Source organism: Methylobacterium sp. TK31, from assembly GCF_055361545.1.
The window spans coordinates 2,198,859-2,222,447 of the sequence record NZ_CM143964.1 but is presented as its reverse complement, the minus strand read 5'-3'; the positions used below and the strand labels follow the sequence as shown (position 1 = coordinate 2,222,447).

Here is a 23,589-nt window from a genome sequence, read left to right as displayed (position 1 = left end):
CCGATCCGGGCGCGCGACCCCGAGTCGCTCACGGCGGCGGTCAGGCGAGGAAGGGCAGCAGGCGGTCGAGCACGATCTCCGGCACCTCCTCCTGCAGCAGGTGCCCGCAGGGGAGGGCGTGCCCCTCCACCCGTTCCGCCTTCTCGCGCCAGGTCGCGGCGACGTCGTAGAGCTCGCCGACCGTGCCGCGCCCGCCCCAGAGGGCGAGGAGCGGCGCGACGACGCGGCGCCCGGCCGCGTCGTCGGCGGCATCGTGTTCCAGATCGATGCCGGCCGCGGCGCGGTAATCCTCGCAGATCGCGTGGATGCTGCCGGGGGCGCGGTAGCAGCGCAGGTATTCCCGGATCAGCGCCTCGCTCGGAATCCCAGGCGTCCGGCTCTGGCCGGCGAGGTGGTGGCGCAGATACGCCTCCGGGTCGGCGCCGATCATGCGCTCGGGCAGGGGAGCCGGCTGGATCAGGAAGAACCACCAGAAGTACCGGGTCGCGAAGGCACGGTCGGTGCGGGCGTACATCGTCTGCGTCGGCGCGATGTCGAGGACGGCGAGGCGGTCAACCGCGGCGGCGTGGTCGAGGGCCATGCGATGCGCGACGCGCCCGCCGCGATCATGCCCGACCACGGCGAAGCGCTCGTAGCCGCAGGCGCGCATCAGCGCCACGGCGTCGGCTGCCATGACCCGCTTGGCGTAGGGCGCGTGATCGGCCGTCGAGTCCGGGCGATCCGAGTCGCCGTAGCCGCGCAGGTCGGGGGCGACCACCGGATGGCCGGCCTCCCGGAGCCGCGGCGCCACCGCGTGCCAGGTGGCGTGGGTCTGCGGATGGCCGTGCAGCAGCAGCACCGGCAGGCGCTGCCCGCCGGGGGACAGGGCGACCCGGAGGCGGATGTCGGGCAGCGCCACGTCGGCCAGGTCGAAGCCGGACAGGAACGGGCAGTGCCCGCGGCTGAGGATGTCGATCGGCGGCATGAGGTCCCGATACCCGTGCGGCAAGATTGCGACCGTCCCCGGGCCGAGCCCGACCCGGTGCGCTCCATGATTCCCGGCCTCGGATCCCCGGCCTCGCGCTCGGGATGACGGCGCCTCACGCGAGGTCGGCCGCGGGCCGAGAACCGCCCGGACGGCCCGGTGACACTGGCGCGACTCCGCGCCGGGGGCAATCCGGGACTTTCCCGCCGACGCACCGTCGGTGTCGGCGGGATCGCTCGTCTCAGCCCTTCCAGTTCTTCAGGGCCGCGAACGGGCTCAGCGCCGGATCGGCCGCCGGCGGATTCAGCACCGGCTCGACCTGGGCGATGGCGTCCGCCAGGGAGAAGGCCGAGCCGCTGGTCAGCTTGCCGCCGGCCGCGTCCTTGTGGCCGCCGCCGCGGAAACGACGCGCCCCGTCGAGGGCGGTCTCGTTGTTGGAGCGGAAGGACATCGTCCCGGCCCGCTGCACGTTGAGGACGCGCTTAGCCCGGCCGCTCTCCATGATGAGGTCCGAGACTCGCTGGAAGGTGCCGGAATCGAGCCCGAAGGACATCAGCGTGCCGTCCGACAGGGGGTGGAACAGGTCCGAGCGGGCGAGCACCCGGGCAATGCGCATGCGGGTGGTGAGGCTGCGGTCGTCGCCCTCGTCGTCGGCGAGGTAGGCGTCGAGGATGGCCTTGCGCAGGGCCGGCACCTGGCCCTCGATCACGGCCGGGGAGGCGCCGTCGCCGAGGAGGCGGGCCACCCCGAGCAGGAGGTCGCCGACGAAGCGGTCGTGCCAGGGATGGCCGATCGGCACGAGGTTGGAGACGTTGTCCCAGAACATCTCGTCGAGGCTCAGGCCGCTGCGGAATTCTGGCCGGTCCTTGCGCCAGAGGTCTACCGCGTCGACCGCCGTCACCAGGGCGCCGAGGATCGGGTCCTCGCCGGCCGCGCGAGTCGCGTAGAGCGCCCGGTGCTCGTAGGCCATACGGGTGGCGCAGCGGGCCTCGTCGATGAGCACGACGACGTTCGGGTCCTCGAGGTCGAAGCGCAGGAGGCCCGGCACGTCCCGATCGGCCTGGGGCGCCAGGCCCTGGTCGCGCAACTGGTCCACCGAGGAGGCGTGGTGGTCGAGCACCACGAGGCGGTGGCGCGTCTCCGGCTCGCGCCGGCGGTTGAGGGCGGCGAAGTTGCGGATGAAGGTCACCGCGACCGCTTCGAGGCCGAGATCGGTCATCAGGATCATCTCGGGCGCCGCGGTCTTTCCGAGGCGCTTCAGCTCGGTCTCGACCACCGGCCCGACATCGGAGTAGCGCGGCACGTGCACGATCCGGGCGACGTCGGCGAACTGGCCGGCCACCGTGGAGGCGCCGTAGCCGTCAAGATCGTGGTGGGTGAGCTGGGTGATCTTCAAGGGCCTGTCCTCGGGCGGGTCGCGAAGCGCGGGCGTCGCGTGTCGTCTGTCGCAGCGTCTCGGCGCCCTTATGCGGCACGCCCGCCTCCACGGCGAGCCCCGGCGCGCCAGGCGTCGGTTCGCCGGTGGATCGCGGGGACGCCGGGCTTGATTCGCGCGGCCGGACCGGGAATCTGCGAACAGACCACGAACACGAGCCGACAAACCGAGCGGGAGGGGCGTCCGCGATGGACCCGGACGACGCGGGCGCGATCCGCAAGATCATCCACATCGACATGGACGCCTTCTACGCCTCCGTGGAGCAGCGCGACGATCCCGCCCTGCGCGGCCGGCCGGTGGCGGTGGGCGGCTCGCGCGAGCGCGGCGTGGTGGCGGCGGCGAGCTACGAAGCGCGGGCCTTCGGCGTGCGCTCGGCCATGCCCTCGGTGACGGCACGCCGGCTCTGCCCCAACCTCGTCTTCGTCAAGCCGCGCTTCGAGGTCTACCGGGCGATCTCTGAGCAGATCCGCGCCGTCTTCGCCGAACACACCGACCTGATCGAGCCCGTCGCCCTCGACGAGGCCTATCTCGACGTGACGGAGAACCGCCAGCGACTGCCGACCGCGACCGCAGTGGCCCGCGCGATCCGGGCCTCGATCCACGCGCAGACCGGGCTCGTGGCCTCGGCGGGCGTCTCCTACAACAAGTTCCTGGCCAAGGTGGCGTCCGACTTCCGCAAGCCCGATGCCCTGTTCGTCATCACCCCCGCCATGGGGCCGGCCTTCGTCGAGGACCTGCCGATCGGTCGCTTCCACGGCATCGGCCCGGTTACCGAGGCACGGATGAAGACCCTCGGCATTCTCACCGGGCGCGACCTGCGTGCCCTCAGCCTCGAGGCGCTGACGGCGCGCTTCGGCGCCTCGGCGCCGTATTACTACGGGGTGTCGCGCGGGATCGACGGGCGCCCGGTCCGGGTCAACCGAATCCGGAAATCGATCGGGGCCGAGAACACCTTCTCGGAGGATTCGGCGGACTACGCGGTGCTCGCCGGGCGGCTGGCGCCGATCCTCGACAAGGTCTGGGGCGCGGCCACCGCCAAGGAGGTCCGGGCCCGCACGGTGACGCTGAAGGTCAAGTTCGCGGATTTCGAGCAGATCACCCGGGCCCGTTCGCTGCCCGGCTTCGTGCCGGACCGCTCCGCCCTCGAGGAGACGGTGCTCGCCCTGCTGCGCGACCTGTTTCCCCTGCGGCGCAGCGTGCGCCTCCTCGGGGTCTCGCTCTCGGCCCTGGAACACGGCCCCGCCCCGGAGCCGCGCCAGCTCGGCCTCGGATTGTAGGCGCACTCCCCGGACCCAGGCGTCAGTGGCAGGCTGCGGCGGCGGCGACGCCCTGGCCGCGCCGCAGGACCAGGATGAAGGCGAGGCCGACCGCCGCCATCGCGGACCCCGCCACCGAGACCGCCGAATACCCGCCGCCGAGGTCGATCACGAGGCCGCCGAGGGCCGCACCGATGGCGTTGCCGAGGTTGAACGCACCGATGTTCAGGGCCGAGGCGAGGTTGGGCGCCTCGCCGGCCTCCGCCATCACCCGCATCTGCAGAGGTGGCACCAGGGCGAAGCTCGCGACGCCCCAGAGCAAGATGAGCGGGGCGGCGACCCAGCGCGATTCCATCCCGACGGCGAACACCCCGAGCAGCACGATCAGTGCCACGAGGGAGGCGATGATGGTTCCGTCCACGGTGCGGTCGGCCAGGCGTCCACCAGCCCAGTTCCCGAGGGTCAGGCCGACGCCGTAGACCACCAGCATGGCCGTGACGAAGGATGCGTCCGCCCCAGCCTCCGTGCGCAGGATCGGGACGATGTAGGTGAAGACCGTGAACATGGCGCTCGACCCGAGGACCGTGAGGGCGAGCGCGGCGAGGACGGCCGACCGCGCCACGACGCGCAACTCCGCGCGGATGTCGGGGGCGCCGTCCACGGGCAGGGGCGGCAGGGCCAGGCGCAGCGACAGCATTGCGACGGCGCCGATGCCGGCGATGCCCCAGAAGGCGGCGCGCCAGCCCAGCGCCTCCCCGACCCAGGCGGCGAGGGGCACGCCGCCGATCGTCGCGATGGTCAGGCCGGAGAACATCGCCGCCACGGCGGCCGCACGCCGTTCGGGCGGCACCAAGCTGGCGGCCACCACCGATCCAATCCCGAAGAAGGCGCCGTGGTTGAAGGCGGTGACGATCCGTGCCGCAAGCAGCATCGCGTAGCCGTCGGCGAGGGCCGAGATCACGCTGCCTGCCGTGAAGATGCCCATCAGGCCCACGAGAAGCGCCCGGCGCGGCACCCGCGCGAAGGCGAGGGTCATCAACGGGGCCCCGATCAGGACGCCGAGCGCATAAGCGCTGATCAACAGGCCGGCGGCCGGGATCGACACGCCGAGATCGTTCGCGATCAGCGGCAGCATGCCCATCGGCGAGAATTCGGTGACGCCGATCCCGAAGGCGCCGATGCTCAGCGCCAGCAGGGCAGGATGGATTGTCATGGGGGTCGCCTCTCGGTCATTGTTTCCGACAGGCACATGATGCAGCGCGATACAGGGGGGTAGTCGGATTTCCGGACCGACATCTGTGCGCTAGGAGCACGAATGAGGCGGGACGGGATCGATCGGACGGGGGAGATGACGGCCTTTCTCGCCGTCGCGCGGGACGGCAGCCTGTCCGCGGCGGCCCGCGGTCTGGGGCTGACCGCCTCCGCCGTCAGCCGCATCGTCGCCCGCCTCGAAGCACGCCTCGGCGTGCGGTTGATCGTGCGGACCACCCGCACGCTGCGCCTCACCGCCGAGGGCGAGAGCTATGCCCGCGCCGCGCGCCGGATCCTCGCCGATATCGAGGAGAGCGAGAGCGCGATCGCCGATCAGGCCTCGCCTCGCGGTCGAGTCCGGATCAGCACCGCCTCCGCTCATGGGCGCCTGGTGATCGTGCCGCTGCTGGCGGAGTTCGTGACGCGCCATCCCGGTATCAGTGTCGACATCGACCTCAGCGACCAAGTCGCCGACATCCTCGGAGGACGGACCGACGTGGCGATCCGCTTCGGGACCCTGCCCGACAGCCCGCTCACCGCACGCCGCCTCGGCGACACCGGCCGGACGGTCGTGGCCTCGCCCGCCTATCTCGCGCGGGTCGGAACACCGGAGGTCCCCGCGGACCTCGCCCGGCACAACTGTCTCGACTTCAACTTCCGCCGCGCCGAGCCCGGCTGGCCGTTCCGGGAGGATGGGCGCGATTATGTCCTGGCGGTCTCCGGCTCCCTGTCCGCCAACAACGGCGAGACGCTGGTCCAGCTGGCCCTCTGCGGCATGGGCATCACCCGGGTCGGGCGCTTCCACATCGCCGACGAGCTGACGAGCTGAAGAGCGGGCGCCTGGTGCCGCTGCTGGAGCGCTACAATCCACAGGACCGCGAGGCCATCCATGCGGTCTTCGTTGGAGGTCCGTCGATGCCGGCGCGCGTCCGGGTGCTCGTCGATTTCCTGGCGGAGGCGCTGCGCGGGCCGGCCGGGTCATCGGCACCCAGCGCGCTCGGCCCAAACGAAAGGGGCGCTACCCTTTCGGATAACGCCCCTTCGGATCAGCCGGTCCCGCGGGCGGGACCCGCGATCTCCCTCAGTTGAAGGGATCGATCTCGGCGGACTCGTAGCTGGTGACTTCCATGCCGACGCAGATTTCCTGGACGATGGGGGCAGACCACTTCATGACGTCTCTCCTGATTGGTTATGGGGTGGGTGAAAGCCGAACCCGGTCGGGTTCGATCCGTCTACGAACTAAGGCGGACCTTAGTTGAAGGGATCGATCTCGGCGGACTCGTAGCTGGTGACTTCCATGCCGACGCAGATTTCCTGGACGACGGGGGCGGACCACTTCATGGGAAACTCCTTCGTGTTCGACCCCCTCCATATGCCGTTGTGTTGGGCACAATACAAGTGGGCGCTACACTTATATTTCTCATAGGATCGCGGGAAAGTGCCGATCCTGCAGCCGGGTGCCGGCGCGGTCCGGCCCGCAGGTCGCCAAAGCGAGAGATATGATGCCGATCCCCAGGCTTCGCGAGTCCGGGCACGCCGGCGCCGGACCGGGTCTCCGGGCGGCCGGACCACGGTCGTCGCGGAAAGATCCGGCGCTGCCGGTTTTCGGCTTGACGCCCTAGGGAGGGGAGGCGCACTGACGCGCCGCCGACCGGGCCTGCGCAGGAGTCATGACTCACCGCGCCGCGCGCGCCTCGGCTTCCTCTCGACGATTCCGATGCCCAGCGACAATCCAGACCGATCGCCCGCGCCGTGCGCGGCCGCCTCCGCTCCCGCCGCCTGACGCCCCGCTGACCGGGCCCCGGCGGCCCGATGCGGGACGGCCCCACGGCCGGATCGCGCGCCCTGCGAGGTGAGCCCATGAACGAGATCGCTTCCTTCCCGACCGGCATCGATCCGGCGGTGCTCGCCGCCCGGCTGTCGGACGAGCGTGCGCCCGACATCGTCGAGGCCCTGAACGACGAGGCGCCCGAGGTCGCCGCCGCCATCCTGCTCGGCCTGCCGGTGGAGCGGGCGATCGAGGTGCTCGACCAGCCCGAGCTCGACTGCGCCGCCGACATCATCGAGATGCTGCCCCGCGACCGGGTCGCCTCCTACCTATCGGGCATGTCGGCCGACCGCATCACCGACCTCTTCCGCGAGATCGAGGAGCCCGGCCGCTCGGACCTGCGCGCCCGCCTCGACGCCGAGACCCGCGGCGCCGTCGACCGGCTGAGCACCTACGGCGAGGAGACCGTCGGCTCGCTGATGACCACGGAGTTCGTCGCGGTACCAGGCAACTGGACGGTCCAGCAGACCCTCGACCACGTCCGCCAGGTGGAGAAGACCCGCGAGACCATCTACGCGATCTTCGTCCTCGACCCGCGCACCCGGGCGCTGACCAAGGCGGTGCCCCTGCGCCGGCTGATCTCGGGCAATCCGGGTGACAACGTGCTCTCGGTGGCGCCGAACCGGCGCCCGCTGGCGGTCTCGCCCACGGCCAGCCGCGAGGAGGCCGCCCGCCTGATCTCGAAATACGACCTCCTGGCGCTCCCCGTCATCGACGCGGTCGGCCACGTCATCGGCATCGTCACGGTCGACGACATGATCGACGCCATGGTGGAGAAGCAGACGCAGGACGTGCAGCGCTTCGGCGGCATGGAGGCGCTGCCCGAGCCCTACATGGATATCGGCTTCGGCACGATGATCCGGAAGCGGGCGGGCTGGCTCTGCGCGCTGTTCCTCGGCGAGATGATGACCGCTACCGCCATGCAGGGCTTCGAGGGCGAGCTCGAAAAGGCCATCGTCCTGACCCTGTTCATTCCGCTGATCATGAGCTCGGGCGGCAATTCCGGCAGCCAGGCCACCTCGCTCCTTATCCGCGCCCTGGCCCTGCACGAGGTGCGCCTGCGCGACTGGTGGCGGGTGGCCCTGCGCGAATTGCCGACCGGCCTCGTGCTCGGCACGATCCTCGGCGCGATCGGCATCGTCCGCATCGTGGTCTGGCAGAAGACCGGCCTCTACGATTACGGTGAGCACTGGATGCTGGTGGCGGCGACCGTGGGGGCGGCCCTCGTCGGCATCGTGACCTTCGGCTCGCTCACCGGCTCGATGCTGCCGTTCCTGCTGCAGCGCCTCGGCTTCGATCCCGCCACCGCGTCGGCCCCCTTCGTCGCCACCCTCGTCGACGTCACGGGGCTGGTCATCTACTTCTCGGTGGCGATGCTGATCCTGCGCGGGACGCTGCTGTAGCCGCCTCAGGCCCGGGGCCGGAGGCTCATGTCGCTGAGCACCGAATTGGCCAGGCGGTCCGGTCCGATCTCGTCCGCGGAGTAGCCCACGAGGGCGGCGAGACTCTCGCGGGCGCGCCAGACGCGGCTCTTCACGGTGCCGATCTTGCAGCCCATCACGGTGGCGGCCTCGTCGTAGGTCATGTTGTCGATGGCCACGAGCGTCAGGGCCTGGCGCAGGGTCGTCGACAGGCGGCCGATGGCGGCGTTGACGTCCTCGAGGTCGAGGACCGCGCCCTGCGCCGGCAGCGTCACCAGCTGCGCGGCATAGCTGCCGTCGCTGTCCTCCACCTCGTGCACCCGCTTGCGCTGGCCGGAATAGAAGGTGTTGCGCATGATGATGGTCAGCCAGCCGCAGACGTTGGTCCCGGGCGTGAAGCTCTCGCGGTACATCCAGGCACGCAGCATGGTGTCCTGCACGAGATCGTCGGCGCGGGCGGTGTCGCGGGTCAGCGAAAGGGCGTACTTGCGCAGCCCCGCCGCGTGGTCCTGGAGCCCCTGACGGACCTCCGCCGTGAGGCTCTCGCCGCGGGCCGCGAGCACGGCCTCGAGCCGGGCGAGCAGGACGGCGAAGCGGTCGGGCTGGTCGTTGTCCAGGGATGCGTAGGCGTCACGCAGGTGCTGCCCGAGGGATCGTCGAATCGACGGTGCGAGCGGGGGGGCTTTCTCGGGAGCGAGGCGGGTTGGTGCATCGGATCCTGATTGCGATGTCATCCAGTGTCTTCTCAGCCGATCGGGACGGACAGCACCGTGTCCCTTCAATCGATCCGACTGTGCAAGCCCAGGAACACGCTCGCATCAACACAGGTTAATGGGAAGACATTCAGATAACTTGGCACGTTATCGTACAGTCATTCCGGTCACACTCGATGATATGGCGAAGTTTCCTCCGGAAATTATAGTATTTCAATACGACAAATGGCCCGCCGCGGCCTTTGCCGGGCGGGCCGAGTCCAGGGAGGAACGCATGATGCGTATCATCCCAACCCGGCTGGACGGGCGACGGTTCAATAGCTTTAGGAAAAGGCCGATCCGGCCACCCCGACGCCGCTCCCGCGGGGCGGACCTGCGCACGCGTCGTCCCGGTCGGCCCGTCGGCGGGTCGGACCCCCGGCCCCGGCGGCGGGGAACAGGCTCAGGCGTTCTCGATGAGCCGCAGGTACTCGGATTCGGGCACGCCGTAGCTGTCGCCGGCCACGCTCAGCAGGCCGGTGCGATCGAGGACTTCGATGCGGCCGCGGCGCGCCTTGATCAGGCGGTTGCCTTCCAGCAACTGCAGGGCCAGCGTCACGGTCGTGCGCTGGACCCCGAGCATGAACGACAGGAAGTCGTGGGTCACGGTCAGTTCGTCGCCGATGACGCGGTCGTGGCACATCAGCAGCCAGCGCGCGAGACGGACCTCGATGTTGTAGCTGGCGTTGGCGAAGGCCGTCTGCGCGGTCTGGACCAGCAGGGTCTGGACGAAGCGCAGCAGCAGGTTGCGCAGGGTGAAGCTGGACTCAGTCGCCGCCACCAGCGCGCCGGCCTCGATCGCCAGCATCTCGCCCGCATTCTGCACGAAGTGGTCGTAGGGCGTGCGGTCGCTCCCCAGCAGGACCGGGGCGGCCCCGACCACGCCCTCGGGACCGATGATGCCGACCTCGACCTTGCTGGTACCGGCGGTCGTGATCGAGGCGTAGCCCGCCTCCGGGAAATAGAGATCCTGGATCGGCCTATGCGGGTAGATCAGACCCTGGCGCAATTCCGTCGGCATCGACCGCAGGTGTGGCTGAAGCAACCTGTAATCGCCTGGCGAGAGACGTTTGAGCAAGCGATTGCGAACGGCAGATTGCTCTAGCAGCGACACGGCCCTGTCCCTTGGGGCAAGAGCACAAATAGTCTCTCACGGACCCATACTCAGGAATATATACAAGCAGTTTTCGACTATCTGTACGATGCGAGACAAAGGCAAGCCCGCTCTGCGGTCTGTCGGGTAGTCGACATTCCGCAAGTGTCGGGCACCACACCAAAGTGGCATGGCACTGCGGAACATAGCAATTTAGGATTTATAAACGCTGCGGTTCAGGGAATACCGGAGCAAAGCCATGGCCCGGGCGGCAGCGCTGCAAGGTTCCGGCCACCGACGGTGAGGAGACCGCTGCTCCGGTTCAGGGCAGGATCACGCGCGACATCGCGTGGTCCTGACATCGGTCGGATCGAGGATTGACGGCGCTGTGACGGATGTTGCGAAGCCGAGCGCGGGCGGCGGGAATCCCGGCCCGCCACGGTCGCCGGAGCGAGCGCCATGAGTGCGCCGGACGATCTCTCGGGATTGATCCCGAGCTTACTAGGGGTGCAGCACGCCGAAGCGACGAATCCGATGATCCGCAAGCTGGAGCATTTCGGAACCCTGAGGGCGGAGGATCGCGACATCCTGGCGTCGCTCTGCGCTGAGACGTTCCCGGTCGGGTCGCGCACGGAGGTCGCCCGCGACGGCGAGCGCCCGACGGGGATCTTCGTGCTTCTCGACGGCATGGCCTGCCGCTTCAAACTCAGGGCGAACGGCTCCCGCCAAATCCTGGCCTACATGGTGCCGGGTGATTTCTGCGACCTCGACATCGCCCTGCTCGACCGCCGAGACCACGCGATCGCGAGCCTGTCGCCTTGCCGTTTCGCCCGCATCGCGTTCGATCCGCTCCAGGATCTCGCGCAGGACCGGAACCACCTCATCGCCCTGATGCGGCGGGCGAACCTGACGGACGATGCGATCCTGCGCGAGTGGCTGGTGAATCTGGGCTCCCGCTCGGCCATCGAGCGCATCGCCCACCTGCTCCTCGAACTCCTGACGCGGCTTCGGACGGTCGGATTGGCGCGGGGCGACGGTTACGACCTGCCGACGTCCCAGATGGACCTCGCCGATACCACCGGCCTCTCGACGGTGCACGTCAACCGGACGCTGCAGGACCTCAAGCGCCAGGGCCTGATCGAGCTCCGCTCCCGTGTGCTGATGATCCGGAACATCCCGCGCCTGACGAGCCTGAGCGGTTTCGACCCAGACTATCTCGCGCCGGCGCCGAATGGCGGGCGGTGACACGACCGGGGCGCGAGCCCATCGTAGCGTCGCCGGGCATCGCACGGGACGATGATTCAAGGCGATCGCCCGGCTCGTCCGAGCGGACGGGCCGGGCTCCAGCTACGTTGCATTGACCCCGGGAGGGGCGGCGCCTCAGACGATCGGGCGGGCCACCGGATGGGCCGCGCGGATGTCCTCCGGCAGGTCCTGGAAATCGGTGTAGCCGGCCTCGCGGGCCATCGCGTCGAGGGCGGAGGCCGCGTCTAGCGCGCTGCCCGTCCAGAGAACGGCGCCGTTGGTCTGCTGGCGAACCTCGAAGATGCTCATGGATCGTTAACCCCTTAGCGGGAAAGGTCTATGCTCCTCTCAACGTGACAGCAGGCCGAAAGTTGCGGGCAGCGGCACCGGAGGGACGTCCCTCCGGTGGCATCCGGACGTCGCCCGCGGGGTGCGCCCTGAAACGGAGGTGCGTCATGAAGGGGTGGGCCATGAAATCGCCGGGCTCGCGCTCCATGCCTCGGACGTCCGACGTCGACGAGCCGCCCGCCATGCGATCCCTGTTGCACTGCCTTCGGTCCGCGTCGCTCGCCCGGATACCGCTCCTCACGCTGGCGCTGCTCGCCGGCACCGCCCCGCGCGCCTCCGCGGCCGAGCCCGCGGCGGTTCCCGATCCGGCCGCCGTCGCACCCGCCGTCACGGTGGTCCCGGCAATCCAGCGCGAGGTGGTGGAGCGCGCGGTGGTTACCGGGACGCTGGTGCCGCGCGACGAGATCCTCGTGGCGCCGGAGATCGAGGGCACCCGGATTACCGAACTCCTGGTGGAGGAGGGGGCCCATGTCGCCCGCGGCCAGCCCCTGGCGCGGCTCTCCCTCGAGATGATCGTGACCCAGGAAGCGGCCAACGCCGCCGCCATCGCCAAGGCGCAAGCCGCGATCATCCAGGCCCGCAGCCAGATCGTTCAGGCCGAGGCCGCCCAGGTCGAGGCCAACCTCGCCCTCGAACGCACGCGCAGCCTGATCCGCACCGGCAACGCCACGGCGGTGACCCTGGAGCAGCGCATCTCCACCGCCCAGGGCAACGAGGGGCGCCTTGCGGCCGCACGCGGCGGGCTCCAACTCGCCGAGGCCGATCTCGCCACCGCGCGAGCGCAGGGGGCGGAGATCGCCCTGCGACGCGCCCGCACCGAGATTCGCGCGCCCGAGGCCGGGATCGTCAGCCGCCGCACCGCCCGGGTCGGCGCCACCGCGACGGCCGCCGGCGAGCCGATGTTCCGCCTGATCGCCCGCGGCGAGATCGAGCTGGAGGGCGAGGTCCCGGAGGTCTGGATGCCGCGCCTCCATGTCGGCGACCCCGTCCGCCTGGACTGGGACGAGGGACGGACCCTGAAGGGGCAGGTGCGCCGCATCGATCCGGAGATCGACCGCACCACGCGCCTCGGGCGCATCCGCATCGGCCTCGATCCCGACCCCGGCCTGCGCATCGGCGCCTTCGCCCGCGGCAAGGTCGAGGTCGCGCGCCGCATCGGCGTGGCGGTGCCGCTCTCGGCGGTGCTTTACGGGGCCGATGGCGGCGCGAGCGTCTTCATCGTCGCCGGGGAGCGCGTCGAGGCCCGCCGGATCGTGCCCGGCCTCGCCGCCGACGGTGTCCTGGAGATCCGCTCCGGCGTCAGTGCCGACGAGGTGGTGGTGGCCCGGGCCAGCAGCTTCCTGCGCGACGGCGATCGCGTCCGGCCCGTCATCCCGACTGTGAAGGCGGCCGATGCCGCGCCTTTCCCGGCGGCCGACGCCGCACCCCGCTGATCGGACGATCCCATGCGCCTGAACATCTCGGCCTGGGCGATCCGCAAGCCGATCCCCTCCCTCGTCCTCTTCCTCGTGTTGGTGGTGCTCGGCCTCGTCAGCTTCCGGGCACTGCCGATCACGCGCTTTCCCAACATCGACATCCCCATCGTCTCCGTGCAGGTGCTGCAATCGGGGGCCGCGCCCTCCGAACTGCAGACCCAGGTGACCAAGGTCGTCGAGGACGCGGTGGCGGGGGTGAAGGGCGTCAAGCACGTCATCTCGACGATCTCGGAGGGCGTCTCCAGCACCACGATCGAGTTCCGTCTCGAGGTGAACAGCGACCGGGCGGTCAACGATGTGAAGGACGCTATCTCGAAGGTGCGGGTGAACCTGCCCCGCACCATCGAGGAGCCGATCATCAACCGCGTCGAGATCGCGGGCCTGCCGATCATGATCTACGGCGCCTCGGCCCCGGCGATGACGCCGGAGGACCTGTCCTGGCTGATCGACGACGTCATCGCCCGGCAGGTGCAGAGCGTGAAGGGGGTCGGCGGCGTCGAGCGCCTCGGCGGCGTCGCCCGCGAGGTCCGGGTGATCCTGAAGCCCGACCGCCTGCTCGCGCTCGGGATCACGGCCGCCGACGTCAACCGCCAGCTGCGCCTCACCGCCGCCGACATGGCCGGCGGGCGCGGCGAACTCGGCGGTCAGGAGCAGTCCATCCGGACCCTGGCGGGGGCGGCCAGCCTCGATATCCTGGCGGAAACCTCGATCGTCGTGCCGGGCGGCCGCAAGGTCCGCCTCGACGAACTCGCCAGCCTTGTGGACGGCTCGGAGGAGCCTCGTACCTTCGCGCGCTTCAACGGCGAGCCGGTGGTGGCCTTCGCGATCTCGCGCTCCACCGGCGCCAGCGACGCGGAGGTGGCGGTCGGCGTCGCCAAGCGCATCGCGGAACTCGGCACCCGCCATCCGGGCGTGCGCTTCGACGTCATCGACACCTCGGTCACCAACACGGTGGGCAATTACCACTCGGCGATGCTGAGCCTCGTCGAGGGCGCGGCGCTGGCGGTGATCGTCGTGTTCCTGTTCCTGCGCGACTGGCGCGCCACGCTGATCGCCTCGATCGCCCTGCCGCTCTCGGTGCTGCCGACCTTCTGGGTGATGAGCAGCCTCGGCTTCTCCTTGAACGCCGTCAGCCTGCTGGCGATCACGCTGGTCACGGGCATCCTCGTCGACGACGCCATCGTGGAGATCGAGAACATCGTCCGCCACATGCGCATGGGCAAATCCCCCTACCGCGCCGCCCTGGAAGCCGCCGACGAGATCGGCCTTGCCGTCATCGCCATCACGGCGACGATCATGGCGATCTTCGCCCCCGTCTCCTTCATGAGCGGCATTGCCGGGCAGTATTTCAAGCAGTTCGGCCTGACCATCGCGGCGGCGGTGTTCATGTCGCTCCTCGTCGCGCGCCTGATCACGCCTCTGCTCGCGGCCTACTTCCTGCGCGACCACGGCCCCGACCACAGCCGCGAGGGCCCGGTGATGCGGGGCTACACCCGCGTCGTCGCCTGGTCGGTGCGCCACAAGTTCATCACCCTCGTGCTGGGGCTTGCCTGCTTTGCGGGGTCGATCCTATCGACCGGCCTGCTGCCGGCGGGCTTCCTGCCGGCGGAGGACGCCGCCCGCACGATCTTCGTGGTCGAGCTGCCGCCCGGCGCGCGCCTGTCCGACACCACGCAGGTGAGCGACGGCCTGGTGGAGCGCATCCGCGCCCTGCCGGAGGTGCGCAGCGTCTTCGTCGACGGCGGCCGCCAGCTGCCCGCGAAGAAGGAGGTCCGGCTCGCCACCTTCACCATCAACCTCACCCCGAAGAACACCCGTCACCGCACCCAGAAGCAGGTCGACACGGCCATCCGGGCGATCCTGCACGACGTGCCCGACATCCGGTTCTGGGCCCTGCGCGAGGGCGGCCAGCGCGACGTCACGCTGATCGTTTCCGGCCCCGACAAGGCGGTGGTGGCCGAGACGGCAGCGCGGCTCCAGCGCGAGGCGGCGAGCGTGCCGCATCTCGTCAACGTGCTCTCGACGGCGCCGCTGGACCGCACCGAGATCCGGATCCGGCCGAAGGCCGGGGTCGCGGCCGATCTCGGCGTCTCCACCGACCTCATCGCCGAGACGGTCCGGGTCGGGACCATCGGCGACATCGGCGCGAACCTAGCCAAGTTCAACACCATCGACCGGCAAGTACCGATCCGGGTGCAGTTGCCCGAGCGCCTGCGCGGCGACCTCGCGCAGATCGAGACTCTGAAGGTGCCGGTGAAGGGCGGCGCGGCCGTGCCGCTCTCCACCGTGGCCGACCTCAGCCTCGGGCGCGGACCGACCGCCATCGACCGCTACGACCGCGCAATCCGCGTGGCCCTCGAGGCCGACATGGAGGGCTCGGACGCGCTCGGGGCGCTGATCGGCGCGGTGCTCGCCCTGCCCACCGCCAAGGACCTGCCGCCCGGCGTCACCATCCGGCAGACCGGCGACGCCGAGGTGATGGGCGAGGTCTTCGAGGGCTTCGCGCTGGCCATGGGCGCCGGCCTGATGATGGTCTTCGGCGTGCTGGTGCTGCTGTTCGGCAACTTCCTGCAGCCGCTGACCATCCTGTTCTCGCTGCCCCTCTCCATCGGCGGCGCGATCCTCGGGCTGCTCATCTTCAACAAGCCGATCTCGATGCCGGTGGTGATCGGCATCCTGATGCTGATGGGGGTGGTGACCAAGAACGCCATCATGCTGGTGGACTTCGCCGTCGAGGAGATGGCCCGCGGCGTCGACCGGGTCACCGCCATCGTGGATGCGGGCCGCAAGCGGGCGCGCCCCATCGTGATGACCACCATCGCCATGGCGGCCGGCATGGTGCCCTCGGCCATGGCGCTCGGCATCGGCGGCGAGTTCCGCGCACCGATGGCCATCGCGGTGATCGGCGGCCTCATCGTTTCCACCGGCCTGTCGCTGGTCTTCGTGCCGGCGATCTTCATCCTGGTGGACGACCTCTCGCGCCTGTTCGTGCGCCTCTTCGGCCGCTTCGTCGGCGCCGTGGACGAGCCGACGGAGGGCGCGTTCGCCCTGCCGCCGACCCATACGGCCAACGACCCGAAGCCGTTCCCGCCGCCCCGCATCGCCGCCGAATAGGCCTGCGGCGGGCCCCGCAACGAAAAGGCCCGGACCTTTCGGTCCGGGCCTTTTCGTTGCGTCCTGCGAGCTTCGAAGGCGCGGTCAGCCCTCGCTGCGAGCGGCGAGGCGGCTCGCGGCGAAGCAGAGGCCACCGGCGACGACGAAGAGCACCGCGAAGGTCTTCACGGTGGCGTAGAACAGCGCTGCCTCGATGCCCGCATCCGTGTAGAGCACGGCGCAGATGGCGGTGATCGGCAGGAGCAGGAGGATCAGGAGGGGGGTCAGCGGGCTCTTCATTGGCGCGGGTCTCTCAACCTCTGTCGGACCCGGTTCACCGGCCCCTGTGGCGTTTACTGCGACCCTCATAGCATCGCCGCGCACCGGTCGCCAAGCTGGATCGGCCACGCTTGCCTGCGGTCGATGAGCCCGGATCAGGCCGGGATCCGCACCGTGGCACGCAGGCCCCCGAGCGGGCTGTCGTGCAGGCTGACGTCGCCGCCATGGGCGCGGGCGATGTCACGGGCGATGGAGAGCCCGAGGCCGGAGCCGCCCGCATCCTGGCGCGCGTCGTCGAGCCGGACGAAGGGCTTGAACACCTCCTCGCGCTGCTCGACCGCGATGCCGGGTCCGTCGTCGTCGATGGAGACGAGGAAGGCGCGGGCCTCGCGCCGGCCGGTGATGGCGACGGTCTCGCCGTAGCGGGCGGCATTGGCCGCGAGGTTGAAGAGGCAGCGCCGCATCGCGTCCGGCCGCAGGGTCAGCTGCGGATGGTCCTCCATCTCCACGGCCTCCACGTGGGCGCCGAGGCGCTCGACATCGGTGCGCAGGTCCTCGAGGAGCGCCCGCATGTCGGTGGGCACCGCGGCCTCGCCCGAATCGCCGCGGGCGAAGGCCAGGTAGGCCTCGAGCATCCGGCTCATCTCGTCGACGTCGCGCTGCAGGTCCTCGACCTCCGGGGTCTGTTCGACCAAGGCGAGGGAGAGCTTGAACCGCGTGATGATGGTACGCAGGTCGTGGCTGACCCCGTTCAGCATCGTGGTGCGCTGTTCCATCGCCCGCTCGATGCGCCGCTTCATCTCAATGAAGGCGTGGCCGGCCTGGCGAACCTCGCGGGCGCCGCGGGGCCGGAACTCGATCTCGCGGCCCTTGCCGAAACTCTCCGCGACCGCCGCCAGCCGCAGGATCGGCTTGATCTGGTTGCGCAGGAAAAGGATCGCGACGCCGAGCAGCACCAGGGACGAGCCACTCATCCAGAGCAGGAAAATGTGCGAGTTCGAGGCGTAGGCCATGCTGCGCCGGGCGGTGACGCGCATCACCCCGTCGGGGATCGAAACCCGGATCTCGATCAGGCTGGAGCGGCCCACGGTGTCGATCCAGTAGGGCCGGCGGATCTGGCGCCGGATCTCGTCGGAGAGCGCCTCGTCGAGGATCGAGAAGAACGGCCGCGGCCCGGCCGGCGGCAGCTTGGCGCCCTTCAGAATGTCGACGTCGAGGTTGAGCCGGTCATTGGCGATCCGGGTCAGGGTCTCGGAATCCTTGTCCTGCGGATAACTCTCGTAGATGTCGATCAGCGCGGCGACGTCGGCGGTGACGGCGGCGGAGAGGCGGCGCGTCACGAGCTGCCAGTGGCGCTCCATGAAGGTGTAGGCGATCACCGACTGCAGCAGCACCACCGGCGCGATGATGATGATCAGCGAGCGGGCATAGAGCCCCTTCGGCAGCACGTCGCCGATGGCGCGGCTGACCAGGCGCCAGAGTCGCCCGGGCCGGGGCAGGGCGGCGAGGCGGGTCGCCGTGCGCTGCAGGAGGCCGGCGGCGGCCATGGGCTCAATCGACCGCGAGGCGGTAACCGACGCCCCGCACGGTCTGCAGGAACAGCGGATTGGCCGGGTCGACCTCGGTCTTGCGGCGCAGGCGGTTGATCTGCACGTCGATGCTGCGCTCGGCCGCAAGACCGCCGCTCCCGGCCAGGGCCTCGCGCTCGACATTGGCGCCGGCGGCCTGGGCCAGGATGGTGAGGATCTCGCGCTCACGCTCGGTGATGCGGATGAGTTCGTCCTCGCGGCGCAGCTCGCCCCGGTCGATCCGGTAGGCGAAGGGGCCGAAGGTCACGGTGTCGTACCCCTGCGCGCGCGCGCCGCCGCCGTCTGGGCTGCGCCGCTTGATGATGTTCGACAGGCGCAGGATCAGTTCGCGCGGCTCGAAGGGCTTCGGGAGGTAGTCGTCGGCGCCGATCTCCAGGCCCATCACCCGGTCGTTGGGGTTCGAGCGGGCGGTAAGCATCAGGATCGGCACCCGCGAGGTCTGGCGCACCTCCCGGGCATAGTCGAAGCCGCTCTCGCCGGGCATCATCACGTCGAGCACCAGGGCGTCGAAGACGAAGCACTGCGCCTTGGTGCGGGCCTCCGGGACGTTGCCGGCGGCGGTCACGCGAAACCCCTGCTCGTAGAGGAAGCGCGACAGCAGTTCCCGCACCCGGCGATCGTCGTCGACCACGAGGATGTGGGGCGCATGGTCGGGCAGCTCGGCGTTCGTGCGCGCTCCGGCGGTGCCCATCAGGCGACGCTCCGTGCGCGCCGGGCCATCAGGCGCTGGACGGCCGCGCGTGCGTCCGGCTCGATCATGCCGAACAGGAAGCTCTCGGCCGAAAGCGGCGCCTCGCCGCCGCGCTCCGAGGCCGCGAGCGCCCGCGCCACCCGCCGGCTCTGCACCCGCATCAGGTCGCCGGCGAGGTCCGCCCCGGCGGCGGTGCAGAACAGCAGCCGCTGGCGCCGGTCGCTGGTGCCGGTCTTCTGCACGATGTAGCCCTGGTCGATCAAATCCTTCAGCACCCGGTTGAGGCTCTGCTTGGTGATGCGCAGGATATCGAGGAGTTCGGCGATCGTAAGACCTGGATAGCGGTCGACGAAGTGCAGCACCCGATGATGGGCGCGGCCGAAGCCGTACTGCGCCAGGATGCGGTCGGGATCGCCGACGAAATCCCGGTAGGCAAAGAACAGCAACTCGATGAGATCGTCCCCGGAGCCGGAGGAGGGCGGCGCATCGGACTCGGCATCTCGCATCGCGTGGGCAGTCACGTCGGGGGCGACCTCGATTTACGTCAGCGTTGTTGACATGTTCCAGCCCCGTCACCACCCGTCAAGCCTCGGCGCCGGGCGAATCCCCCGGCCCGTGATCCTGTCGCTCCCCGCAGCGCGATGACGGGCCTGGACCGGACCCGTGGACCAACGGCCTCCGAACCCGTGAGACACTTGACCACGGGACAAGCCGGCCGCCACGGCCCCCTGGCAGGAACCGGGATGCGGGCCCCGCGTTCACCAGAACATTTCGTGAACCGGAGAATTCCATCATGGCCAGCACCCAGGCTTCCAAGGCCCAGGATTCCAAGTCCAAGGCCTCCGAGTCCAAAGCGTCCGCATCCAGGGCGGACGAGAATCCGAAGACCGATCCGAAGGACGTTTCGAACCAGATCAAGGACCCGAGCCAGTGGACCACCGGCGGTGAGCCGATGACCGGTGCGCAGGCCTCCTACCTCAAGACCCTGTCCGAGGAGGCGAAGGATCCGGAGGCCTTCGATCCCGATCTCGACAAGGCCGAGGCCTCCCAGCGCATCGATGCCCTCCGCAAGGAATCCGGCAAGGCCTGACGGTCGAGGCCCGAGGCCGGGACCCAGGCCGTCGGTGTCATCCGGCGGCTCGGGCCTGTCGACCGGGGCTGCGTGGAACTTCGGCGATCCGCTTAAGTCCTCCGCAAGGAAAGCCGTCTATCGTCCCGCACGAGCGAATTCGGCGAAAGACGTCACGGGGCCATGACCGAACTGGACATCAACCATTCCAGGGATCGGCATGGCTCTCGGCCGGTCCCGCGCTTCCGAACACTGGCTCGGCGCTTCCTGAAAGACACGTCCGGTTCGACGATGATCGAGTACGGCCTCATCATGGGCCTCGTCTTCCTGGCGATCGTGGGCGCGTTACGCTTCTTCGCCGACCGGACGAACGGGATGTACAATTACATCAGTACCGCCTTCAACCGGACGTCCTGACCAAACGGCGACATGCCCGCGCCCGGCCGCAGCGCCGGATCCGGGAAGAATACGCTGCCGGATCGATTCCGACGGTCACTCGCCGCTCGGACGCGCGACCTCTTTCACGAGCGGGCGGACGAGGCGGTCTAGGAAGGCGAAGCGCTGCCCCTGGATGACGCTCTCCCGAAGATGGACCTGGTCGATATACAGGGGCCGCAGTTCGGCATTCACCGCCGGGCACGTATCGATCCCGCACATCCACGGCGCCGGATCGAGGATTTCCGCGCCGATCTCCTGCGCCAGGGTCCTCAGCCGATCGTGGATCGGCTGGCTGAGCTGGCGGAAGTGCACGCGATCGATCGACTGCACGTTCGCCGTGTCCTGACCGAGGTACAGGCGCTTCACCAGTTCCTGCGGAACATCGAATTCGCTGAACGGATAGGTGAGCAGGATAGCGACTTCGGTCCCGGATTGCCGCACGCGCTGAAGCTGCTCCTTCAAGGTCTGCATCGATTGATCGAGAAGACCGGGCAGGGTTTCTGGCGTCCAGTCCACGCAGCGATCGCCGTCCATGAAGCAAACGGTCTGCCCGGAGCGAAAATAACCGGACCACAGCGAGGTGAGGACCACGCGTTGATACGCCCCTCCCTCCGCCAGGAGCAGGGCATGATCGAGGAAGGTTCCGCAGGCTGATCCCGGCTCGTGACGATTGACGCCGGGCAGGACCGGGCACCCGCCATATGTTACGAACGTGAGGTTCGGATGCGTGGCCGCATCGGCCTTGGCCCACCGGCCGTAGATCGCCTGGGTAATCGAATCCCCGACGAACAGGATGTCACCCCGCGCCCGCCCCGCGAGCTTGCACGCCGGCAGGAGCGGGTCCTGCGCGAGCCGATCGCAACGCTTAGGATAGGCCCAGTCCGCATCGACCGAGGCGAGATCCTCGAACGCGGCGACGAGGTTCGGTCGGCGCTCCGGCAGGCCCTGCTGGCGCACGGCATAGCCGGACAATCCCGCGACCGCTCCGATCATGGCGATCAGACCGAGCCGGCGGGCATTACCCCCATGCATCGCGGGAAAACCGGTTCGCTGCACGAAGCGCCCGGCGAACACCATGACCGCGAGCGGACCGGCTCCCGCGATTAGCGGCACCGGCAGCGAGAAGTGATGGATCGCGACCGCGAGCGGCCAATGCCAGAGATAGATCGAGTAGGACCATTCCCCCAGAAGCTGGGCGGCCGGAAGCCGGATCAGATCGGAATCCCCTCGATTGGCCAGCAGGAACAGACAGGTGGCCGCAACGGGTAGCGCCGCCCGGTAGGAAGGCCATGGCATGTAGGCGTCGAAGGCGACGATGCAGAACACCAGCACGGCCAGGCTGCCGATCTGGACGGCGCGCTGGATCTTCGCCTGCGACCAGGCGATGGGGTGGAGCGCGACGAGGCCGCCGGCCAGCATCTCCCATGCCCGCGTCGGCAACAGGTAGAACGCCGCGGATTGATGAGAGGTGGGCAGAAAGATGCAGAGGGCCAGGGACAGCCCGCACCCGATCCAGACCATCAGCCGCAACAGAGACAGTTTCGGCGCGAGCTTCCAGACCAGCGCGAGAAAGACCGGGTAGATGAGGTAGAACTGCCACTCGACCGACAACGACCAAGTGTGCAGCAACCACTTCAGATCGCTTTGCCGGTCAAAATATCCCGCCTCCTGATAATACTGGATATTTGAAAAAAACCCGAGCGATCCGATGATGTGTCGGCACAGCTGCTTCAGTGCGAGCGGATCGAGATAGATCACTCCAAAGATCAGCAGAGCCACGCACAATCCGAACAGCGCCGGCACGATGCGGTCGAACCGCGCCGCATAGAATTGCAGGAAGTTGAAGGTCTGGTCCCGCAGGCGTCCGGTGATAATGCGCGTCATCAGGAAACCGGAGATGACGAAGAAGATATCGACTCCAGTATAGCCGCCAGAAAATCCAGGAACTTTATAATGGAATAACACGACTGCTGAGACAGCAATCGCTCTGATGAAATTGATATCTCTACGAAACTTCGAACCTTTCGCGCCTGCGTCGACTTTGCGGCCACCGTCAAGCGTGAGCTGGGTTATCAATTGTCAATCACCTCAGAACAATTTTTAATCCCATCCTTCCTGAGTTTTGTCAAATATATCACGAAGTATAGTACCTATTTATCTGTATTTCATCCAAATATAGAAGCATTACTCCGTCTGTAATTATATTGCATGGCATTTAGACGAGACGACTATTGTCAAACTAGAGATAAAAACCAGTCCAAAACGTTCATCTATGGTTGTATTACTGGGTTTATATCAGACAGTATTCGAAAATATTCAGAATATCGACTGACAGAATCAATCACTCTGACCTCGCGGCAGAAGCTGTTCGTTCGACACCTTCGGGAGGTTTGAGGTCCCGAGTCTCGCGGGATGCCACGGGATTCTGCGTCGGTATCGATCCGGAAGAGCGCGGACTCAAAGAGTTCCACAGGACATCGCCTCGAACGACCTTGCATCGGCAAGGCATGAGACGTCCTCGACTTCGATAGGACTTCGGGCGTTCAGGGATGCGGGCGGCAGACCCCTCCGCTTATGCCGGGTTCACGGCCTTCGCGGGGCCGGGTCGGCCGCATCTTGGCCCGACGCGACGACCGACTGATAGGTAACTCGAAGATTCGACGACGCGCTGGGCGGCGCTCATCCGGAGCGCGACAGCCCCGAAGACCGGTCGATCGACCCGGAGCCTGCGCATATGGGCGCAAGCCCCTGCTTTACGAAGCCGGCGGAGCCCTGTGTCAGGGCGCCGGAGCGGTCGGCGCAGGTGAATGTCCGCGCTCCGTTGTGGCGGACCGTGCGGCCTGGAGGAGGTCGTCGGCCAGGCTCGGATCATCGACCGCGCGCGCCAGGATGACAGCGCCGACGAGGGTCGAGAGCTTGGCCAGCGCCCGCTGACGGCGCCGCTCCTTCGCGCCCTGGGGCGAGAGTTCGGACAGCAGCCCGACGAGATGGCGGACCCCATGGGTGAAGCGTCCGCGCAAGGGGCTGCCGGGCGACTCGCGGGCGACGTCGTTGGCGAGGGCGGCGAGGGGGCAGCCCAGGCCCGGCGCCTGGACATGGGCCAGGGACAGGTATTGGTCGATCAGTACGTCCAAACCGCCGCGTCGGTTCTCGCCCAGGGCCGAGTCGAACGCCTCGACGGCGAGGGCGTCCTTGCTGGCGAACTGTCCGTAGAAACCGCCATGGGTCAGCCCGGCCGAAGCCATAATGTCGGCGACGCCGACGCCGTTGAGACCCCTTTCCCGGAACAGCGCGGCGGCCACCTCGACCACCCGCTGGCGGTTGAGCTTGGCCTGCTCCTGCGAAACCCTCGGCATTCCCGG

22 protein-coding genes are annotated in these 23,589 nt (G+C 68.7%); 8 read left to right on the top strand and 14 right to left on the bottom strand.

The annotated features are described in order from the left end of the window. Positions 1–40: 40 nt before the first annotated feature. Both ACXJY8_RS10190 and ACXJY8_RS10185 read right to left on the bottom strand, forming a co-directional pair. The gene (locus tag ACXJY8_RS10190) at positions 41–964 is read right to left on the bottom strand and encodes an alpha/beta fold hydrolase (protein ID WP_463779582.1); all 924 of its coding nucleotides are present in this window, start codon (positions 962–964) and stop codon (positions 41–43) included. 241 nt (positions 965–1,205) lie between these two features. After that, positions 1,206–2,360, bottom strand: coding sequence for a dimethylmenaquinone methyltransferase (locus ACXJY8_RS10185; protein ID WP_463779578.1), 1,155 nt, complete (start codon positions 2,358–2,360; stop codon positions 1,206–1,208). 227 nt (positions 2,361–2,587) lie between these two features. On the opposite strand from ACXJY8_RS10185, the gene dinB reads away from it, so the two are divergent. Further along, positions 2,588–3,676 carry a DNA polymerase IV gene (dinB, locus tag ACXJY8_RS10180; protein WP_463779573.1) on the top strand — a complete coding sequence of 363 codons (1,089 nt, stop codon included), beginning with the start codon at positions 2,588–2,590 and terminating at the stop codon, positions 3,674–3,676. 22 nt (positions 3,677–3,698) lie between these two features. On the opposite strand, the gene ACXJY8_RS10175 is transcribed toward dinB, so the two are convergent. Continuing rightward, positions 3,699–4,868 (bottom strand): MFS transporter, encoded by a 1,170-nt coding sequence (locus ACXJY8_RS10175; protein ID WP_463779569.1) that lies wholly within the window; start codon positions 4,866–4,868, stop codon positions 3,699–3,701. Between the two features lie 135 nt (positions 4,869–5,003). Between ACXJY8_RS10175 and ACXJY8_RS10170 the strand changes: the two genes are divergently transcribed. Then, positions 5,004–5,735: a LysR family transcriptional regulator gene (locus tag ACXJY8_RS10170; protein WP_463779566.1), complete on the top strand. Its 732-nt coding sequence runs from the start codon at positions 5,004–5,006 to the stop codon at positions 5,733–5,735. Between the two features lie 252 nt (positions 5,736–5,987). On the opposite strand, the gene pqqA (ACXJY8_RS10165) is transcribed toward ACXJY8_RS10170, so the two are convergent. Both pqqA (ACXJY8_RS10165) and pqqA (ACXJY8_RS10160) read right to left on the bottom strand, forming a co-directional pair. Further along, positions 5,988–6,077, bottom strand: coding sequence for a pyrroloquinoline quinone precursor peptide PqqA (gene pqqA / locus ACXJY8_RS10165; protein ID WP_055952690.1), 90 nt, complete (start codon positions 6,075–6,077; stop codon positions 5,988–5,990). An 80-nt stretch (positions 6,078–6,157) separates the two neighbouring features. Further along, on the bottom strand, positions 6,158–6,247 hold the full coding sequence (gene pqqA / locus ACXJY8_RS10160) for a pyrroloquinoline quinone precursor peptide PqqA (RefSeq protein ID WP_055952695.1): 90 nt from the start codon (positions 6,245–6,247) through the stop codon (positions 6,158–6,160). Between the two features lie 519 nt (positions 6,248–6,766). Here pqqA (ACXJY8_RS10160) and mgtE point away from each other — a divergent pair. Continuing rightward, on the top strand, positions 6,767–8,137 hold the full coding sequence (gene mgtE / locus ACXJY8_RS10155; RefSeq protein WP_463779552.1) for a magnesium transporter: 1,371 nt from the start codon (positions 6,767–6,769) through the stop codon (positions 8,135–8,137). A gap of 5 nt (positions 8,138–8,142) precedes the next feature. On the opposite strand, the gene ACXJY8_RS10150 is transcribed toward mgtE, so the two are convergent. Both ACXJY8_RS10150 and ACXJY8_RS10145 read right to left on the bottom strand, forming a co-directional pair. After that, on the bottom strand, positions 8,143–8,889 hold the full coding sequence (locus ACXJY8_RS10150; protein WP_463779550.1) for a sigma-70 family RNA polymerase sigma factor: 747 nt from the start codon (positions 8,887–8,889) through the stop codon (positions 8,143–8,145). A gap of 421 nt (positions 8,890–9,310) precedes the next feature. After that, on the bottom strand, positions 9,311–10,021 hold the full coding sequence (locus tag ACXJY8_RS10145) for a Crp/Fnr family transcriptional regulator (RefSeq protein ID WP_463779547.1): 711 nt from the start codon (positions 10,019–10,021) through the stop codon (positions 9,311–9,313). 438 nt (positions 10,022–10,459) lie between these two features. On the opposite strand from ACXJY8_RS10145, the gene ACXJY8_RS10140 reads away from it, so the two are divergent. After that, positions 10,460–11,245, top strand: coding sequence for a Crp/Fnr family transcriptional regulator (locus tag ACXJY8_RS10140; RefSeq protein WP_463779544.1), 786 nt, complete (start codon positions 10,460–10,462; stop codon positions 11,243–11,245). A 135-nt stretch (positions 11,246–11,380) separates the two neighbouring features. Here the strand turns inward: ACXJY8_RS10140 and ACXJY8_RS10135 are convergent, their stop codons facing one another. Beyond that, positions 11,381–11,554 (bottom strand): hypothetical protein, encoded by a 174-nt coding sequence (locus tag ACXJY8_RS10135; RefSeq protein ID WP_463779542.1) that lies wholly within the window; start codon positions 11,552–11,554, stop codon positions 11,381–11,383. Between the two features lie 221 nt (positions 11,555–11,775). Here ACXJY8_RS10135 and ACXJY8_RS10130 point away from each other — a divergent pair, with 221 nt between their 5' ends. Further along, complete coding sequence (locus tag ACXJY8_RS10130) at positions 11,776–13,026, top strand: efflux RND transporter periplasmic adaptor subunit (RefSeq protein ID WP_463779539.1); 1,251 nt, start codon at positions 11,776–11,778, stop codon at positions 13,024–13,026. A 12-nt stretch (positions 13,027–13,038) separates the two neighbouring features. After that, the gene (locus ACXJY8_RS10125) at positions 13,039–16,182 is read left to right on the top strand and encodes an efflux RND transporter permease subunit (protein ID WP_463779535.1); all 3,144 of its coding nucleotides are present in this window, start codon (positions 13,039–13,041) and stop codon (positions 16,180–16,182) included. A gap of 84 nt (positions 16,183–16,266) precedes the next feature. Here the strand turns inward: ACXJY8_RS10125 and ACXJY8_RS10120 are convergent, their stop codons facing one another. The 4 genes from ACXJY8_RS10120 to ACXJY8_RS10105 form a co-directional block, all read right to left on the bottom strand. Beyond that, positions 16,267–16,461 (bottom strand): hypothetical protein, encoded by a 195-nt coding sequence (locus ACXJY8_RS10120; RefSeq protein WP_463779532.1) that lies wholly within the window; start codon positions 16,459–16,461, stop codon positions 16,267–16,269. A gap of 134 nt (positions 16,462–16,595) precedes the next feature. Next, on the bottom strand, positions 16,596–17,987 hold the full coding sequence (locus ACXJY8_RS10115; RefSeq protein WP_463779530.1) for an ATP-binding protein: 1,392 nt from the start codon (positions 17,985–17,987) through the stop codon (positions 16,596–16,598). Between the two features lie 4 nt (positions 17,988–17,991). Then, the gene (locus ACXJY8_RS10110; protein WP_463779528.1) at positions 17,992–18,720 is read right to left on the bottom strand and encodes a response regulator; all 729 of its coding nucleotides are present in this window, start codon (positions 18,718–18,720) and stop codon (positions 17,992–17,994) included. Continuing rightward, on the bottom strand, positions 18,720–19,226 hold the full coding sequence (locus ACXJY8_RS10105) for a MarR family winged helix-turn-helix transcriptional regulator (protein ID WP_463779525.1): 507 nt from the start codon (positions 19,224–19,226) through the stop codon (positions 18,720–18,722). The genes ACXJY8_RS10110 and ACXJY8_RS10105 overlap by 1 nt, the downstream gene beginning before the upstream one ends. A 287-nt stretch (positions 19,227–19,513) precedes the next feature. Here ACXJY8_RS10105 and ACXJY8_RS10100 point away from each other — a divergent pair, with 287 nt between their 5' ends. Continuing rightward, positions 19,514–19,810, top strand: a complete 297-nt coding sequence (locus ACXJY8_RS10100) for a DUF3072 domain-containing protein (protein WP_463779522.1) — start codon at positions 19,514–19,516, stop codon at positions 19,808–19,810. Positions 19,811–19,972: 162 nt separating this feature from the next. Further along, a complete protein-coding gene (locus ACXJY8_RS10095) occupies positions 19,973–20,206 on the top strand; it encodes a Flp family type IVb pilin (protein ID WP_463779519.1) in 234 nt (77 codons plus the stop codon). Between the two features lie 75 nt (positions 20,207–20,281). Here ACXJY8_RS10095 and ACXJY8_RS10090 read toward each other — a convergent pair whose 3' ends face one another. Further along, a complete protein-coding gene (locus tag ACXJY8_RS10090; RefSeq protein ID WP_463779517.1) occupies positions 20,282–22,303 on the bottom strand; it encodes an acyltransferase family protein in 2,022 nt (673 codons plus the stop codon). 701 nt (positions 22,304–23,004) lie between these two features. Then, a complete protein-coding gene (locus ACXJY8_RS10085; RefSeq protein WP_463779514.1) occupies positions 23,005–23,583 on the bottom strand; it encodes a TetR family transcriptional regulator in 579 nt (192 codons plus the stop codon). Positions 23,584–23,589 lie beyond the last annotated feature (6 nt).